Annotated in this window: 16 protein-coding genes; 14 read left to right on the plus strand and 2 right to left on the minus strand. The window is 54.2% G+C overall.

Features of this window, described 5'->3' with window-relative positions:
* Window positions 1-181: 181 nt before the first annotated feature.
* Window positions 182-964 (minus strand): carbon-nitrogen family hydrolase, encoded by a 783-nt coding sequence (locus MKX51_RS01160; RefSeq protein WP_340990898.1) that lies wholly within the window; start codon window positions 962-964, stop codon window positions 182-184.
* A 108-nt stretch (window positions 965-1,072) separates the two neighbouring features.
* Here MKX51_RS01160 and MKX51_RS01165 point away from each other — a divergent pair, with 108 nt between their 5' ends.
* From MKX51_RS01165 to MKX51_RS01200, 8 genes are all read left to right on the plus strand, one after another.
* Window positions 1,073-1,501, plus strand: coding sequence for a MarR family winged helix-turn-helix transcriptional regulator (locus tag MKX51_RS01165; RefSeq protein WP_340944901.1), 429 nt, complete (start codon window positions 1,073-1,075; stop codon window positions 1,499-1,501).
* Between the two features lie 39 nt (window positions 1,502-1,540).
* Window positions 1,541-2,176 (plus strand): nitroreductase family protein, encoded by a 636-nt coding sequence (locus MKX51_RS01170; RefSeq protein ID WP_340944900.1) that lies wholly within the window; start codon window positions 1,541-1,543, stop codon window positions 2,174-2,176.
* Window positions 2,177-2,213: 37 nt separating this feature from the next.
* The gene (locus MKX51_RS01175) at window positions 2,214-2,510 is read left to right on the plus strand and encodes a putative quinol monooxygenase (protein WP_076083848.1); all 297 of its coding nucleotides are present in this window, start codon (window positions 2,214-2,216) and stop codon (window positions 2,508-2,510) included.
* Between the two features lie 199 nt (window positions 2,511-2,709).
* Window positions 2,710-4,338: a phospholipase D-like domain-containing protein gene (locus MKX51_RS01180; protein WP_340990899.1), complete on the plus strand. Its 1,629-nt coding sequence runs from the start codon at window positions 2,710-2,712 to the stop codon at window positions 4,336-4,338.
* A 67-nt stretch (window positions 4,339-4,405) separates the two neighbouring features.
* Window positions 4,406-4,786 carry a hypothetical protein gene (locus MKX51_RS01185; protein WP_340944898.1) on the plus strand — a complete coding sequence of 127 codons (381 nt, stop codon included), beginning with the start codon at window positions 4,406-4,408 and terminating at the stop codon, window positions 4,784-4,786.
* A 116-nt stretch (window positions 4,787-4,902) separates the two neighbouring features.
* Window positions 4,903-5,229, plus strand: a complete 327-nt coding sequence (locus tag MKX51_RS01190) for an ArsR/SmtB family transcription factor (RefSeq protein ID WP_036700195.1) — start codon at window positions 4,903-4,905, stop codon at window positions 5,227-5,229.
* Window positions 5,230-5,335: 106 nt separating this feature from the next.
* Window positions 5,336-7,114, plus strand: coding sequence for a SulP family inorganic anion transporter (locus tag MKX51_RS01195; protein ID WP_340944895.1), 1,779 nt, complete (start codon window positions 5,336-5,338; stop codon window positions 7,112-7,114).
* Window positions 7,115-7,685: 571 nt separating this feature from the next.
* Window positions 7,686-8,393, plus strand: a complete 708-nt coding sequence (locus MKX51_RS01200; RefSeq protein ID WP_340944893.1) for a DUF1361 domain-containing protein — start codon at window positions 7,686-7,688, stop codon at window positions 8,391-8,393.
* Here MKX51_RS01200 and MKX51_RS01205 read toward each other — a convergent pair.
* Complete coding sequence (locus tag MKX51_RS01205; RefSeq protein WP_340990900.1) at window positions 8,390-8,755, minus strand: MGMT family protein; 366 nt, start codon at window positions 8,753-8,755, stop codon at window positions 8,390-8,392. The two genes, MKX51_RS01200 and MKX51_RS01205, sit on opposite strands and share 4 nt — an antisense overlap.
* A 295-nt stretch (window positions 8,756-9,050) precedes the next feature.
* Here MKX51_RS01205 and MKX51_RS01210 point away from each other — a divergent pair, with 295 nt between their 5' ends.
* From MKX51_RS01210 to MKX51_RS01235, 6 genes are all read left to right on the plus strand, one after another.
* Window positions 9,051-10,598, plus strand: a complete 1,548-nt coding sequence (locus tag MKX51_RS01210) for a spore germination protein (protein ID WP_340990901.1) — start codon at window positions 9,051-9,053, stop codon at window positions 10,596-10,598.
* Window positions 10,595-11,752, plus strand: coding sequence for a Ger(x)C family spore germination protein (locus tag MKX51_RS01215; RefSeq protein ID WP_340990902.1), 1,158 nt, complete (start codon window positions 10,595-10,597; stop codon window positions 11,750-11,752). The genes MKX51_RS01210 and MKX51_RS01215 overlap by 4 nt, the downstream gene beginning before the upstream one ends.
* A 2-nt stretch (window positions 11,753-11,754) precedes the next feature.
* Window positions 11,755-11,958 (plus strand): hypothetical protein, encoded by a 204-nt coding sequence (locus MKX51_RS01220; RefSeq protein WP_076083870.1) that lies wholly within the window; start codon window positions 11,755-11,757, stop codon window positions 11,956-11,958.
* A gap of 27 nt (window positions 11,959-11,985) precedes the next feature.
* Complete coding sequence (locus MKX51_RS01225; RefSeq protein WP_340944886.1) at window positions 11,986-13,110, plus strand: GerAB/ArcD/ProY family transporter; 1,125 nt, start codon at window positions 11,986-11,988, stop codon at window positions 13,108-13,110.
* 127 nt (window positions 13,111-13,237) lie between these two features.
* Window positions 13,238-13,858 carry a hypothetical protein gene (locus MKX51_RS01230; protein ID WP_340990903.1) on the plus strand — a complete coding sequence of 207 codons (621 nt, stop codon included), beginning with the start codon at window positions 13,238-13,240 and terminating at the stop codon, window positions 13,856-13,858.
* Window positions 13,859-13,915: 57 nt separating this feature from the next.
* Window positions 13,916-14,716 carry a phosphotransferase family protein gene (locus MKX51_RS01235; protein WP_340990904.1) on the plus strand — a complete coding sequence of 267 codons (801 nt, stop codon included), beginning with the start codon at window positions 13,916-13,918 and terminating at the stop codon, window positions 14,714-14,716.
* The last annotated feature ends 23 nt before the right edge of the window (window positions 14,717-14,739 follow it).

The following is a 14,739-nucleotide window of genomic DNA, read 5'->3' on the forward strand; positions in this document are numbered from 1 at the left end:
AACAGCATACAATGTGCAGGCTGGGGTGTGCGCAGCCCAAATGTATGTGAAAAACAGCATACAATGTGCAGGCTGGGGTGTGCGCAGCCCCAATGTATGCGAAAAACAGCATACATTGGGCAGGCTGGGGTGCGCGGCCGAGTGTATGCGAAAAACCGTACACAATCCCCTGCCGCCCCAACTACATATACAACTCCGGGCGACGGTCCGCGAAGACCGGGATTTGCCCCCGTACCTCACGGACCCGGGTGAGGTTAAGCTCGCCGCGGAGGATCTCTTCGCCGCCGGAGGCCTCGCTGACAATCTCGCCCCAAGGATCGATGATCAGGGAATGTCCAGCGAAGGTATTCGCCGGATCTGTCCCTGCCCGGTTACAGGCTACAACGTAGCACTGGTTCTCAATCGCCCGGCTGATCAATAGCGCGCGCCAGTGAGAGAGGCGGGGCAGCGGCCATTCGGCGCTGATGAACAGGATCTCCGCCCCTCCGGCCATATGGACCCGGACCCATTCCGGGAACCGGATGTCGTAGCAGATCAGCCCGGCACAGAGAATGCCGTCCAGCGTGAACAGTCCTTTGGCACCGCCGGGCTGGAGGTAGAGATGCTCCTCCATCAGCTTAAACAGATGCAGCTTGCTGTACTCCCCGATGCATACCCCGCTGCGGTCAAAGACATACATACTGTTCGTAACGCCGCCGTTCTCCTGCCTGACGGCAATGGAGCCGGCAACGATATTCACGCCGTATTCCCGGGCCAGATCCGACATCAAGGCCCCCGTGGTATGTCCGCCGGAGTCGGCAATTTCCCCCAGACGGGTCAGATCATATCCCGTTGTCCATAGCTCGGGAAGAATAATGCAGTCCGGACGGCCGACAGCAGCCTCACGTATTTTGCGCTCCGCCGCAGCATAATTCACCTCGGGTTTGCCGAATGCTATATCAAGCTGAATCAAGGCAATTCTCATGTGGAAATCTCCTCCTGAATAATATTAGTTGACGGGTCAATGATTTCGGTGTAAAGTGTATTTTATCGAAAAGGTTTTGCACAATATATTTGCCTTAGGGGGTATATTTTGAGGGAAGCTCAGCCCGATGAACATAAGATTTTTGAACTTCTGCAAGCTCTGCACAAAGGCATCGGCCCGAAGTTCGAGCGTTGTGCAGGCGTGACTCCTACCCGGTTCAGATTGCTGCAGGAGTTATATCACAGTTCGGAGATAAGCCAAATCTCGCTGCAAAAGCTAGTGGATATCGACGCTGCAGCGGTCACCCGCCACTTAAGAGGGCTGGAGGACACCGGAATGATCGCCCGCCGTAATAATCCAGCCGATAATCGCGTGACTCTCGTCTCCCTGACTGGTCAAGGCCGTGAACATATCGATGCCTACCGGGAGAACAAAACCCAGTTCATCAGCGATCTGCTGACCGGCTTCAATGAACAGGAGCGTACAGTGCTCGCAGACATGCTTACCCGGCTCCAGCATAATATCAATGTACTGTAGCCGTAACCTATAATCAAACCCATAAAGGAGCTAATTCATATGAACACTACCAAAAACAATGATTACATCAGCATTATTACAGGACGCCGCTCGATCCGCAAATATGATTCATCCGTCAAAATCAGCAAAGAGGAAATGACAGAGATTCTTACAGAAGCTACGCTGGCGCCTTCCTCCGTGAACATGCAGCCTTGGCGTTTTGTGATCATCGAAAGCCCGGAAGCCAAAGCCAAGCTGGCCCCTATTGCCAAGTTCAACCAGACTCAGGTCGAAACCTCCGCAGCGGTGATTGCCGTATTCGGTGATATGAATAACTTCGATTACGCTGAACAAATCTACGGAACGGCTGTAGAACGCGGACTTATGCCTGCCGAGGTGAAAGAAAGACAGCTGGCCGCCCTGGGCGCCCACTTCGCCAAGCTGCCCGCAGATGTGAACAGAGAGACCGTGATGATTGACGCGGGGCTGGTCTCCATGCAGTTGATGCTGTCCGCCCGCGCACACGGATATGACACCAATCCGATCGGCGGATTTGAAAAGGATCAGATCGCTGAACTGTTCGGTATGGACAAAGAACGCTACATTCCGGTGATGCTGATTTCAATCGGTAAAGCGCTGGAAGAAGGCTACGCCTCCGTCCGTCTGCCTATTGACACGATTGCCCAGTGGAAATAATACTCTATACCCATGAAATTCTAGGAGGAATATCCAAATGATTATTATCCATGCGCTGCTTCATGTGAATCCTGCACGGGAGGAAGAGTTCCTGGCCACGGCGAAGCCGCTGATTGCCGCCACGCACGAAGAAGAAGGGAACCTGTCCTACGAGCTGTATAAGCATGCAGCAGACGGAAGTCTCTATATCATGGTTGAGACCTGGCGTGATCAGGCCGCCGTTGCCGCTCATAACACAAGCCCTCACTTCACCGGCTTCGCCGCCAAAGCGGGAGAGTTCCTGACCGCACCGCTTGATGTTAAGGTGTATAGCGCTGAGGAATTGAGTAAATAATTACGAATTAAGCGGTTCACCCTATACGATCTGGAATCCCGGGATGCTCCGGCAGTCTATTGACTGCTGTGGCATCCTTTTTTTGCAAGACGCCATGCCGTTTATAAAACGTACAAGCCGGGTATCTTACCTTACCCTTACTTGGATTGTCATTTGCTGACGAAGCAAGGCGGGGAAGAACGAAGGAGATGAAGACAGCATGACTAATCTACATACCAATCACCGGTTAACCTCAATCCCTGCTGCTGCCGGGCAGGACGGGCAGCTTCAGCAGGATCTCATAGATTACGTGAATTATCATATTTCGGGCCGCTCCCTGGCGTCACTCACCGAAGGTGCGGAGGAGGCGGAGCCGGCGTTTGCCCCTCTTTTGCAAAGTGATACCGTGCGCGCTTACCGTCAGGAGTGCGGGGGCGTCATAACGGATATGCAGCAGCTCGAACAGCTGCCGGGTATAAGCCAGGAATGGCTTAATCAGCTCGCGGATACAGTAGCAGGACTCGATTCCGGTAAGCTCAGAGCTCTGGCCCCGCAGACCACCCGGCATAACCGGGTAGATCCTTATGTGAACGGACCACAATGTCTGGACATGCTGCTCGGCGAGATCGGCAAGGCTGAGCGTTACATTCATCTGTCCGTGATGCTGTTCTTCAATGACCATTCAGGGAACCTTATCGCTAGTGGGCTGCTTCATGCACTTGAACGCGGAGTAGAGGTTAGAATCATGGTGAATTATACGGTCACTGCGCTCGGATACGGCCAGAACCTGGAGGTGGGGCAATTCTCCAAGATTGCCGGGCGTCTGGAGCAGGCAGGTGCAAAACTGCTGGATACCTTCCACTCCTATTACGGTGCAGAGGAATGGGCTGCGAAGCGCAAAGTGCTGAAGTCACAGGGCGTGCCTGAGAGCATCCTTTTTCTGCAGGATAAGGTTCAGGAGGATGTGGAGGTGACCGGGCTGAATGTGATTGACCACCGCAAATTCATGATTGTAGACGGAATAACTTCCATTATCGGCAGTCTGAATATCGGGGACCAGTATACGTTTGCCACCCCCATTCAGGAAGCCCCGGATCAGCAGGTAGATGGACGTCCGCTCGGTATCCCCGCCAGGGAAGAGGAATGGCATGACGGCTGCTTCAGGATTCAGGGGGCTGTGGCCCAGTCGCTGAACGCTGTTTTTCACTCCAGGTGGCTGCTGCTCGGGGGAGATCACTTTGACCTGGCGTCAACCTTCTATCGTCCTGTGGTGGACTATGCATTTGGGGAGGAGGAGTGTACGCTCTTCGCGAGCTTTCCCGGCAACCCGGTGAATCTGATTCAGCAATATATTCTGGATGTGATCACCTATGCGGCCGATGAGACTCTTATTGTGAATCCGTATCTGATCGATCAGGCCTTCTGGGACCGGCTGGGTGAAGTGGGGCCGGAGCGCGCCTGCCATCTCACCATCTGCAATCCGCTGGAGGTTAATGATCATCCGACAAACCGGGCGGCGGTGCGCAGCAACATGTACGTTCCCTTTTGTAACGGCGTATCCTTCTATGATTATAGTGCGACTGAACGCTTCTCCCACTGGAAAATCATCTACGACCACAGAGCGCAGGCGGTATTTCACGGCTCTTATAATATTAATGAACGGAGTGCCTGCCATGATTACGAGCTGGGCCTGCTGGTGAAGGGCAGAAGCCTCGCCGAGAAAGTGAAGCACATGATTGATTATGACCTCAGCGTATCGCGCCAGATCACCGGCAAACACGAGTTCTTCAAGCATCCTTGGCTGCATCCCAGCACCTATCTGAACAAAGCAACACAGAATTACACCTGATATCCTCTCCGGCGCCCGGTCATGTATAATGACGTTATACCAATGAACGAAGATGGAGCTAATGAAGATGAACATACACATTCTTGGACAAGGTCCCCGGACCGGAGAAATCAGATTCGCGGCAGCGGAATGGGGGGAAGCCAGAGCCATCTGGTGCGGACCGCCTGTTCAGCCGGGTGAGGAATGGGTGGCAGAATGGGAGCTGCCGGCGCTGTTCATGAGCTGGGTCGATATTGTGCCTGCTCCCGGCGGTGCCTTTGGCCTGCGTATCGAAGGGGATACGGTCATCCTGACAGGCGTGCTGGAAAATATAGAGGAGGACGGCACGGGTTATCTGCGGATCGGTAGCGACCTGATCATGTTCGAATGCCTGGGCGAACCGATGGCACTGGGCGGCTTCGTCGAGCTGAGGACCCGTGAAGCCAGGCTGTATCCGGTGAATCTCTAGGGGCCGCAGGGCCCCCGGCGGACGAACTATTTCCTGCCCCGGCATAGCCACCTTCAGGCAAATGAGCTAATATAATATAGATTGAAACAAGTAACAGCATAAGGAGCAGAAGTCTGATGAACAGCGATATTCAACAATTTAAGACGGAATTCTTCAAGGCGCTGGCTCACCCGATGCGGATTCGGATTCTGGAGCTGCTTAGCGAAGGCGAGAAGAATGTGAACGAGCTGCAGGCGATCCTGGGTTCGGAAGGCTCTGCGGTATCCCAGCAGCTGGCCGTCCTCAGGGCCAAAAATGTGGTCACCAGCGTCAAGGAAGGGACCACTGTCATCTATGCCCTCCGTGATCCTCTGATTAAGGAGCTTCTGGCTGTAGCCAGACAGATCTTCGACAATCATCTGGTGAGTACCATTTCCCTGCTTGAAGGCATCCGCAGCGAATAACCCCGGCCTCCGGGGGCGGATTACCCCGTTGACAAGAGCAGCGGGCAGGAGTAATGTGGGTATTATATTCAAATAATCAGATATTCAGAGAAAAGAAGGTTAGAGGATGACAGGGTGGGGCCGTTTCAAAGGCTATAACATTGCTTCGCTGCGCAAGGATATCATTTCAGGGACAATCGTCGGCGTTATTGCCATCCCGCTTGGGATGGCATTTGCTATTGCTTCCGGTGTGAAGCCGGAGTACGGAATCTATACAACTATTGTGGCCGGCATACTGATTTCCTTATTTGGCGGGTCCAGGTTTCAGATTGGCGGGCCTACGGGTGCATTCATTCCTATTTTGTTCGCTATTGCCATGCAGTACGGGTATGAGAATCTGCTGATTGCCGGAATGATGGCCGGGGTGATTCTTGTCTTGATGGGTGTTCTGCGGCTTGGGGTATTGATTAAGTTCATTCCGAAGCCGGTGACCATTGGTTTTACGGCCGGGATTGCCGTTATTATCTTCAGCGGGCAGATTGCGAACTTCCTTGGCCTGAGGGATATGAAGCGGCATGAGAGCTTCATCGACAATATGAAGGAGATCGGGGCGCATCTCTCCACAATCAATCTGTACAGTATTCTGACTGCGGGGGTATGTCTCGCCGTAGTGGTGCTGGGGTTGCGGTTTGCCCCGAAGGTGCCGGGTTCTCTAATTGGACTGTTGTGTGCCACGGTTATCGCAGCCCTGTTCTTCAGCGGCAAGGTGACGACCATCGGCTCTGCCTACGGAGATATCCCGAATACACTCCCCAGCTTTCACTTCCCGGTCATTACGTGGGAGAAGATCAAGCTGCTGATCCGTCCGGCTTTTGTCATTGCGCTGCTGGGAGCCATTGAGTCGCTGCTCTCCGCAGTCGTGGCCGACGGCATGTCGGGCAGCCGCCATGACAGCAACCGTGAGCTGATCGGCCAGGGGGTCGCCAATATCGCCGCGCCGCTCTTCGGCGGGATACCGGCTACCGGTGCGATTGCCAGAACCGCCACCAATATCCGCAGCGGTGCCGCTTCTCCGCTCTCCGGGATCATTCACGGTGTGGTGGTGTTCCTGATCCTGCTGCTGTTCGCCCCGTACGCCTCCAGCATTCCGCTGGCAGCGATGGCCCCGATTCTGATGGTCGTAGCCTGGAATATGAGTGAACGCAAGGAATTTCTCCACCTGCTGAAGCTGAAGACCGGGGATTCACTGGTGCTGGCGATTACCTTCCTGCTGACGGTATTCGCTGATCTGACCGTGGCGGTAGAGGTGGGGCTGATCCTGGCCGTTGTCCTCTTCGTCAAGCGTATGGGTGAGGTGCATAGAATCTCCAAGGTGCTGCCTGACCCGTCTTCCGTCAAGGTCGAGGCCCATATGGTAACCGAGAGCCACGACTGTCCGCAGATCGGAATCTACAATGTGGAGGGACCTCTGTTCTTCGGCGCTGCCTACCGCTTCGACCACACCATGCCCGAGCTCGGCCCGGATCAGCCTAAGCTTATCCTGCTGCGCATGGGCAAGGTGCCGCTGATGGATACGACAGGCGAGGCCAATCTGGCTGCGCTGGTGAAGGAGCTGCAGAACGCTGGCGGCAGGCTGATGATCTCAGGCATCCAGAGCCAGCCGCTGGAGCTGCTGAAGAAGACAGGACTGTATGACCGGATTGGGGCAGCCCAGTTCTATGATCATACCGGCGAAGCGATCAATGATGCGCTGGGAAGCGTGAATCCCAGCCGTTGCCGGGGCTGCGAACATGCGGCCTTCAGAGAATGCAGCGCCCTCTCGGGGCTGGAGGAATCCTCATCGCGCAGCGCTGCCTTCAAGGGGCGCACTCCGGCGGTGGCCCGCAAGCTGAGCGGCGGGGTATAAGTATAACCTGCGCGCTGCAGGGCCAATGCGGGTACAAGGCAACCTTGGCTGCCGGTCCGCAGGCAGCAGTTGCAGCTAGGGTAAATCATACACAAGCAGTGTTTCCCTTCGGGGTGGCGCTGCTTTTTTATTTTTGGGGTAAGGGCCAGTAACATTTATAGATAAATCCTGCACAAAATGCAACAATGCTACCCAATAGAAGCGGCTTATGCTGAAATCCTGCACAAAATGCAACATCTCCGGCGCTAACTTGCTCTAACTACCGGAAATCCTGCAAATTATGCAACATTGCTTCCTAGCCAGTAACATTTATAGATAAATCCTGCATAATGTGCAACATTGCTGCTTCATACAAGCGGCTGGTGAGAGAGAGAGAAAAGTCTCAGGAGTGGCAGAGTTAGGCGGAGGTGGCGCATAGGCCAGGAGGTGGCGCATAGGCCAAATGTATGTGAAAAACCAAAACCGACCACAATGCAAAGCGTGAGGGTACAGCCCCCGATATTGGACTATCCAGCCCCATATTTGTACAATTACATAAATGGACTATATCAAGGTAAGGGGATTATCCTTCATGAAAGAACTGAATTACACCAAGGTCTTCATCCTTCTGGCTGCTATGACGGCGGCAACACTTGCTGTATACCGCGTTGTTTCGCTGCAGACGGATACGTTCTATGCCTTTCTGCTCTGGAATCTGTTTCTGGCCTGGGTGCCGTTCTTCTTCTCCATGGCCGCGCATGAGCTGGATAAGCGGAAGATCGGGGGGCTGCTGATTTTGCCGCTGGGCGTAGCCTGGCTGCTGTTTTTTCCGAATGCGCCTTATATTATGACGGATCTGATCCATCTGACTGTCCGCAAAAGCAAGTATATCGTCGGCGGAACGATCCAGAACCGGTACTGGTATGATCTGACCACCCTCCTCCTGTTCACCTGGAGCGGCTGGCTGACCGGATTCTTCTCCCTGTACCAGTTCCAGCACGTGATCTACCGGAAAAGCAACATGCTGCTCTCATGGGTCTTCGTCCTGTTCGCCTGTGTCATGGGCGGCTACGGCGTCCTGCTCGGCAGAGTCTACCGGCTGAACAGCTGGGATGTGCTGACGGACCGCCATCAGCTCTACCGGCTGGTCATGGACAGTCTGAACCGGCAGTCAGTGTTCTTCAGCCTGTTCGTCGCCTTTGTGCTGCTGGTGATTTATGCCACGATGTATTGCCTGCTGAACGGGCTGGCGGGCGGGGGCCGCAGGAGTTATTCCGAGGGCCGGAGGAAGACAGGTTAAGTGTCCTCCTCATCGCCGGGTTCAGGCGGAAGCTCCAGGTCCATCTCCAGCTCCGGAGCCGGAACATACTGGTAACGCTCCAGGTCAACCACGCCCCGTTCATCGAAAATAACGCCCTCTCCGGTTAAATATAGCTGCTGTAGGGATGCGGATTCGTCTTCGGTGAGCGAGATCATTCCTTTGGCGTTGATGACCCTGTGCCACGGCAGCTTGTACTTCCTGCTCATGGAATGCAGAATGCGCACGACCTGCCGGGCCGCCCGGGGACTTCCGGCCGCCCGGGCAATCCCGCCGTAGGTCATGACGGAGCCTTCCGGGATCGACTGAATAATGAGAATAACTTTTCGCGTGAATGGTGTCATTTTACGTGCTCCTTTTACCTTTCTCTGTCTGTAACAGTCCCACCGCTGTTTTCTAACTGTACTAACCATAACATAAAGCGGCTGCTGCAAGGAGCATTTGCCTTAGTGGAGCAGCGGCTGACGATATCATACGAAGCTTGGTCCAGCCTGCCCCTCTGTTACAGAGCGGGCTTATTTGCTGTGCCGTTCAAGGGCCGGGTGGCTTCTGCCTCTCCCATGCAGTAAATTCTGGCGAATAGGAGTCAGAGAGACGGGGGATAATCAGAGCAATAGATCTCTGACAGGAGTGATAGCAGTGAAGAACAAGCATTCTGCACTGAATAGTGAAGCTGCCGGTACCCTGTCCGCGCATCCTCCGCTAAGCCCTTCGCTGGAGGAGACGGTGGAACGGCTGCGGAAGATTTTCAATAACGACGGGACACTGAGAGTAAGGATCATAGAGAACAGTCAGGGTGCTCCCGTCCGCTGCGGATTAATCTATGTCGATGGAATGGTGGACCGGAATCTGATTCAGACGGGGATCATCAAGCCGATACTCGCTTACCAGCCCGCAGAACAAGAGCACCGGGACCCTGCAGCCCTAATGGAGAGAATCCGGATGACTGTCATTGATACCCCGGATGTCATGGTCTCCGAGGAGTTGGATGGACTGATAGGGGCGATCGTCAGCGGGAAGGCGGTGCTGCTGCTGGAAGGCTATGCCGGAGGGCTTATCATCAATGTTCAGGGCTGGGACTCCAGAGCGATAGAAGAGCCTACTACGGAAAAAACGGTGCGTGGCCCCCGTGAGGGCTTCACCGAATCGCTGCTTGTGAATCTGACCCTGATCCGCCGCAGGGTGCGGGACCCGGATCTGAAAATCGAATTCATGGAAATCGGAACACGCAGCAAGACGCAGACCTGTATCTGTTATATGGGAAGTCTGGCCTCTCCCGATATTATTAAGGAGCTGTATGACAGGCTGGAGAAGGTAGAAATTGATCTTATTCTGGACACAGGTTATCTGTCCGAGCTGATCCGTGACGAGCCCTACTCTCCGTTTGAAACCGTTGGAAGTACCGAACGGCCGGACACACTCGTGAGCAAAATCATGGAGGGCCGGGTTGCGGTCCTCGTCGAAGGCACCCCTTTTGCGCTGACCGTTCCTTATGTATTCGTTGAGAACTTCCAGGCCAGTGAGGATTATTATATCAACTATTATTTTGCATCGTTTAACCGTGTGCTTAGAGTGTTGGGAGCCTTCATGTCGATCAGTATCCCGGCCGGTTATATTGCCCTTGTAACCTATGCCCAGGAGATGGTTCCCACCCTGCTGCTGCTTAGTATTGCGACTGCCAGGCAATCGGTGCCTTTTCCAACCATAGTTGAAGCGCTGCTTATGCTGACCATCTTCGAGGTGCTGCGGGAAGCGGGGGCACGGATACCGACATCGATTGGCCAGGCTGTAAGCATCGTCGGGGCGCTGGTGCTGGGCCAGGCTGCCGTAGATGCGCGGATTGTCAGTGCGCCGATGGTCATTGTGGTGGGATTGACAGGGATAACGACGCTGCTGAATCCAAGGCTGACCGGGCCGCTGATCATCGCCAGACTGGCACTGCTGGGCAGCACCTTCTTCCTGGGCCTCTACGGATATTTCTTCGGTCTGCTTGGTCTGGTCATTCATCTGATGAGCCTGCGCTCCTTCGGCGTCTCTTACATGCTTGGGGTAGGCTCGATCCGCCCCCAGGATATTAAGGATACAACCATCCGCGCGCCCTGGTGGGATATGAATTTGCGGCCTGCGATGATTGGCATGCGCAACCGGAGAAGGAAGCCGTCCAAGAGACCGGCCAAGCGGTCATGAGATCTCTGCCGAGAGGGTGTACCTCTCTTATCTCACTGTTGCTGCTGCTGAGCCTGGGACTCACCGGCTGCTGGAATTATGCCGAGGTGGATGATATGGCGATTGTAGCCGGAGTGGCCATTGATAAGAATGAGGATGGGAAGCTGCTGCTCACAGCAGAGATTGTGGATACAGGCGGGTCGGCGGACAAGGCTCAGGCGGGCTACAAGATGGTCAGCCTCAGCGGGAATACGATGTTTGAAATCGTCCGCAATATGATCTCTATGACCGGCAAGAAGCTTTTCTGGAGTCATGCGAAGGCCATAATCATCAGTGAGGAAGCCGCCAGAGAGGGGCTAGTCAAAGTCATTGACTGGTACAGCCGGGACACGGAGACCCGCTCGGATGTGTTCATCTTCGTGTCTGGAGAGAAGACGGCCCGTGAGATCCTGAATATGAAAAGCACCACGGAAGCAATCCTGTCCTTTGAATTGGCCCAGATGATGCGTGATGAGAAGTATACGAACAACGCCCCGGCGGTGGAGATATGGGATTTCATCGATAAGCTGGAGACTTCAGGGATTAATGCGACGGCCCCAATCATTCATATTCACCGGAAAAATGGTGAGCAGAGCGAAAGGGTGGCAGGTACCGCCGTATTTGTGAAGGACCGGATGATGGGCAAACTGAGCGGCGATGAGACGAAGACGATGCTTATAATCAAAAATATCCTGCAGGGAGGGGTGCTGGCAGTGGATGATAAGCGGGGGAATCCGGCGTATTCCCTGGAGATTATCTCCAATCATACCAAGCTGAAGCACGAAATGGTGGATGGCAGGCTCCGGATACAGGTTCGTACTGTAACGAAGACAGGGTTGGATGAGGTCATGACCCCGGAGGGATTCCTGAAGGATGAGACGATTCAGGATATCGAGCAAAGGGCAGCTGAGCAGCTGCAGGCGGATATTCTGGCGTTAATTCATAAGTTGCAGCAGCAATATGAGGCTGATATTTTGGGCTTTGGCGAGAGCTTGTACGAGAACCAGCCTAAGCTCTGGGCCAAAGTGAAGGACCACTGGCCTGAGGTCTTTGCCGGTCTTGAAGTGAGCGTCAAGTCCAAGGTGACGATACAGAGCAGTGCCAAGACTTCGCGGGCCATCCGGCTGGGGGATTAAGTATGTTCATTTACGTGATATTGATCTACGCATTGATCGCTGTAATTGATCCATATGGGCTGCGGAAGAAGGGAATGAAGCGGGATTTCCTGGTCTGCTCCGCCCTGTACCTGATCTCCTTCGGGCTGGCCTTCGCACTGTCGATGCGCTGGGAGATTCCCAGTCCGTCCCCGCTGTTTGTGGAATGGGTGAAAAAGCTATATTAGAGCGCACCGCTGAAGGAGGAGGAGAGTGTGAGCAAAGAGACTATTCCGGCTGGACAGTCCATCAGCATCGCTATATTATTTGTCACCGGCGCTTCCCTGTTCCTGGGAACTTCGTCACAGTCCGGCAACAGCAGCTGGATTGCCCAACTCTTGGCGATTTTGCTGGCCGTTCCGCTTATGCTCGTCTATGCGAGACTCCATGTCCTGTTTCCGGGCAAGGATCTGTTTGACATGCTGATTGCAGTGTTCGGCTCCGTCCTGGGACGGATGCTTTCCTGTCTGTATATCTGGTATGCTTTGCATCTGGGAGCGCTGGTGCTGCGCAATTTCGGGGAGTTCAGCAAGACCGTAGCCTTAACCGCAACTCCGATGCTCGCACCCATGCTTATGATTGGCCTGCTCTGTATCTGGGTCGTCCACGCCGGGATAGAGGTGCTTGGAAGAAGTGCTAAGTTTCTCCTGTTATTCTCGCTAATTGTGATTGTAACCCTGCAATTGCTCTCAGTGCCCAAGTTTGAATACCATCATCTGAAGCCGCTACTCAATACAAGGTTTGAACTTATTCTTGCAGATACAGCAGGCTCGTTCACCTTCCCCTTTGCCGAGATTGTGGTCTTTCTGGGCGCATTCAGCGCCATTCCGGCCAAGGGCTCTGCCAAGCGGGTGCTGGTCAGCAGCACATTGATTGCAGGGGGGATCATTATTATGATCACGCTGCGTAACCTGCTGATACTTGGCCCTGATATTCTGTCCGGTCTGTACTTCCCCTCTTACGTGGCGGTCAGCCGGATTAATATCGGCGATTTCGTTACCCGGATCGAGGGCTCGGCGGCCATAGTGTTTGTTACGGCGCTCTTCGTCAAGGTCAGTCTGTGCCTGTATGTAACCTGCAACGGGATAGCGAAGGTATTCAAGCTGGGGAGCTACCGTTCTGTTGTGCTTCAGATGGGGCTGATCATGGTCTATCTGTCGGATTTTATCTATTCCAATATTATGGAAATGGAGTATTTCGCGTATCATATTTACAAGATATATGCACTCCCGTTCCAGGTGCTTATCCCTGTATTGCTGTGGCTTACAGCGGAGTTTCTCGCCCGCAGAAGGAGCAGCAGGCAGCAGGCTCTTCCAGAGCAGCAGCCGGAAGGATCATAAACGCAGAAGCGCCGTCTCCTAGCCCCGCCCATGCGGGGCTGTCCGATTTTCAACCTGTCCTGAAGTTAGCTATAATGAGAGGCAAGAGAGAATCTCATAGAACAGGTAGGAAAGGCGTGGATGATAGATGAGCGTATCCAGCATTGTAATGTCCTCACATTGGGGCAGAGAGGTCAGACATAAGCTTATTACTCAAGGCTCCAAGGTGCTGGCGGTGGTGTTTCCGGGACAGAATTATTCCGCCGAGCGGCCGCTGCTGGATTATGCGGGCAAGCTGGCCCGGGAATACGGCTGTGACCTGCTGCTGTTAGAATACGGCTACCAGGCTGCCAGAGTGGCCTTCAAGCGCGAAGAGATTGATATTGTTGCTGAGGAATGCAAGATTGCGCTTGCTTCACTTCCCGACTACGAGCAGCTTTTGTTCATCAGCAAGAGTATGGGGACGATTATTGCCGGTAAGGTGGCGTCAGAGCCCGGAGTGGGCGAGAAGGTCTCGCATCTGTTCCTTACCCCTGTTCCCGAGAGCCTTCCGTTCATCCGGCAGAGCCGGGGCAGTGTGATTTACGGCGGGAGTGACCCGATGTTCACCGGGCAGCATCCCGCCGAGCTTAGCAGCATGAAGCAGGTAAGGGTATACAGGATTGACGATGCCAACCACGCTCTGGAAGTGGACAGTGTCAACGAATCGCTGGCTGTGCTGCTGGTTATTATTAATTTCTATCATGAGTTTTTCCGCGATTCACTATAAAGGGAGATGAGAGCATTTACTCGCGGATCAGTCTGGATTAGCCGGGAGGGCATTGATATGCAGGGGAAGGTAATCGGTCAAGGCAGATCGGCTGAAGTGCTGGAGTACGGGGAAGGAAAGATTCTTAAGCTGTACCGCGATGACGTTCCGGAAGAGCATGTGGACTTAGAATATCGTTTCAGTAAGTGTGTGTATGAACAAGGTGTTGCTACTCCGCAGCCCCATGAGCGGGTAGTGGTAGAGGGCAGACCGGGAATTGTGTATCAGCAGATCGCCGGTCCTACTCTGTTACAGCAGATGAACCGGAAGCCGTGGCTGAACTTCAGCGGCTTCAAGCAGATGGCCGGCCTGCATCACAGCCTTCATCAGCTCGATGGCATGGGCGAAGCCGGGGCGCAGAAGAAGCGGCTGGAACAGCAAATTATCGCCGCACCGATGCTTGAGACAGAGGAGAAGACACAGATTCTGTCCCGGCTTGCCCGGCTGCCGGACGGGGAGAAGCTATGCCATGGCGATTTCCACCCGGATAATATCCTGATGGATGATAAGCTGTGGGTCATTGACTGGATGACCGGCGTCCGCGGCAATCCTGCAGCGGATGTGGCACGGTCAGTAATCATGTTCCGTATCGGGGCCATGCCTGAGCAGGCTTCTGTGTTCGCTAAGGTGTTACTGGGGTTCGCCAGAAAAAGGCTGACCGCGCAATATCTCCGCAGATATCTGAAGCTGTCAGGCTTGACGCTTGCTGATATTAACCCGTGGATACTGCCGGTAGCAGCCGCACGGCTGGTTGAGGGACTTTCGGTTCCCGAGAAGGAGCTGCTGGTCCGCGAGATCCGCAGACGCCTGAGGGCATAGCACTGCGGGCAACAGACTGTATA

The sequence above is a fragment of the Paenibacillus sp. FSL M7-0420 genome (genome assembly GCF_038002345.1).
Classification (GTDB): domain Bacteria; phylum Bacillota; class Bacilli; order Paenibacillales; family Paenibacillaceae; genus Paenibacillus_AQ.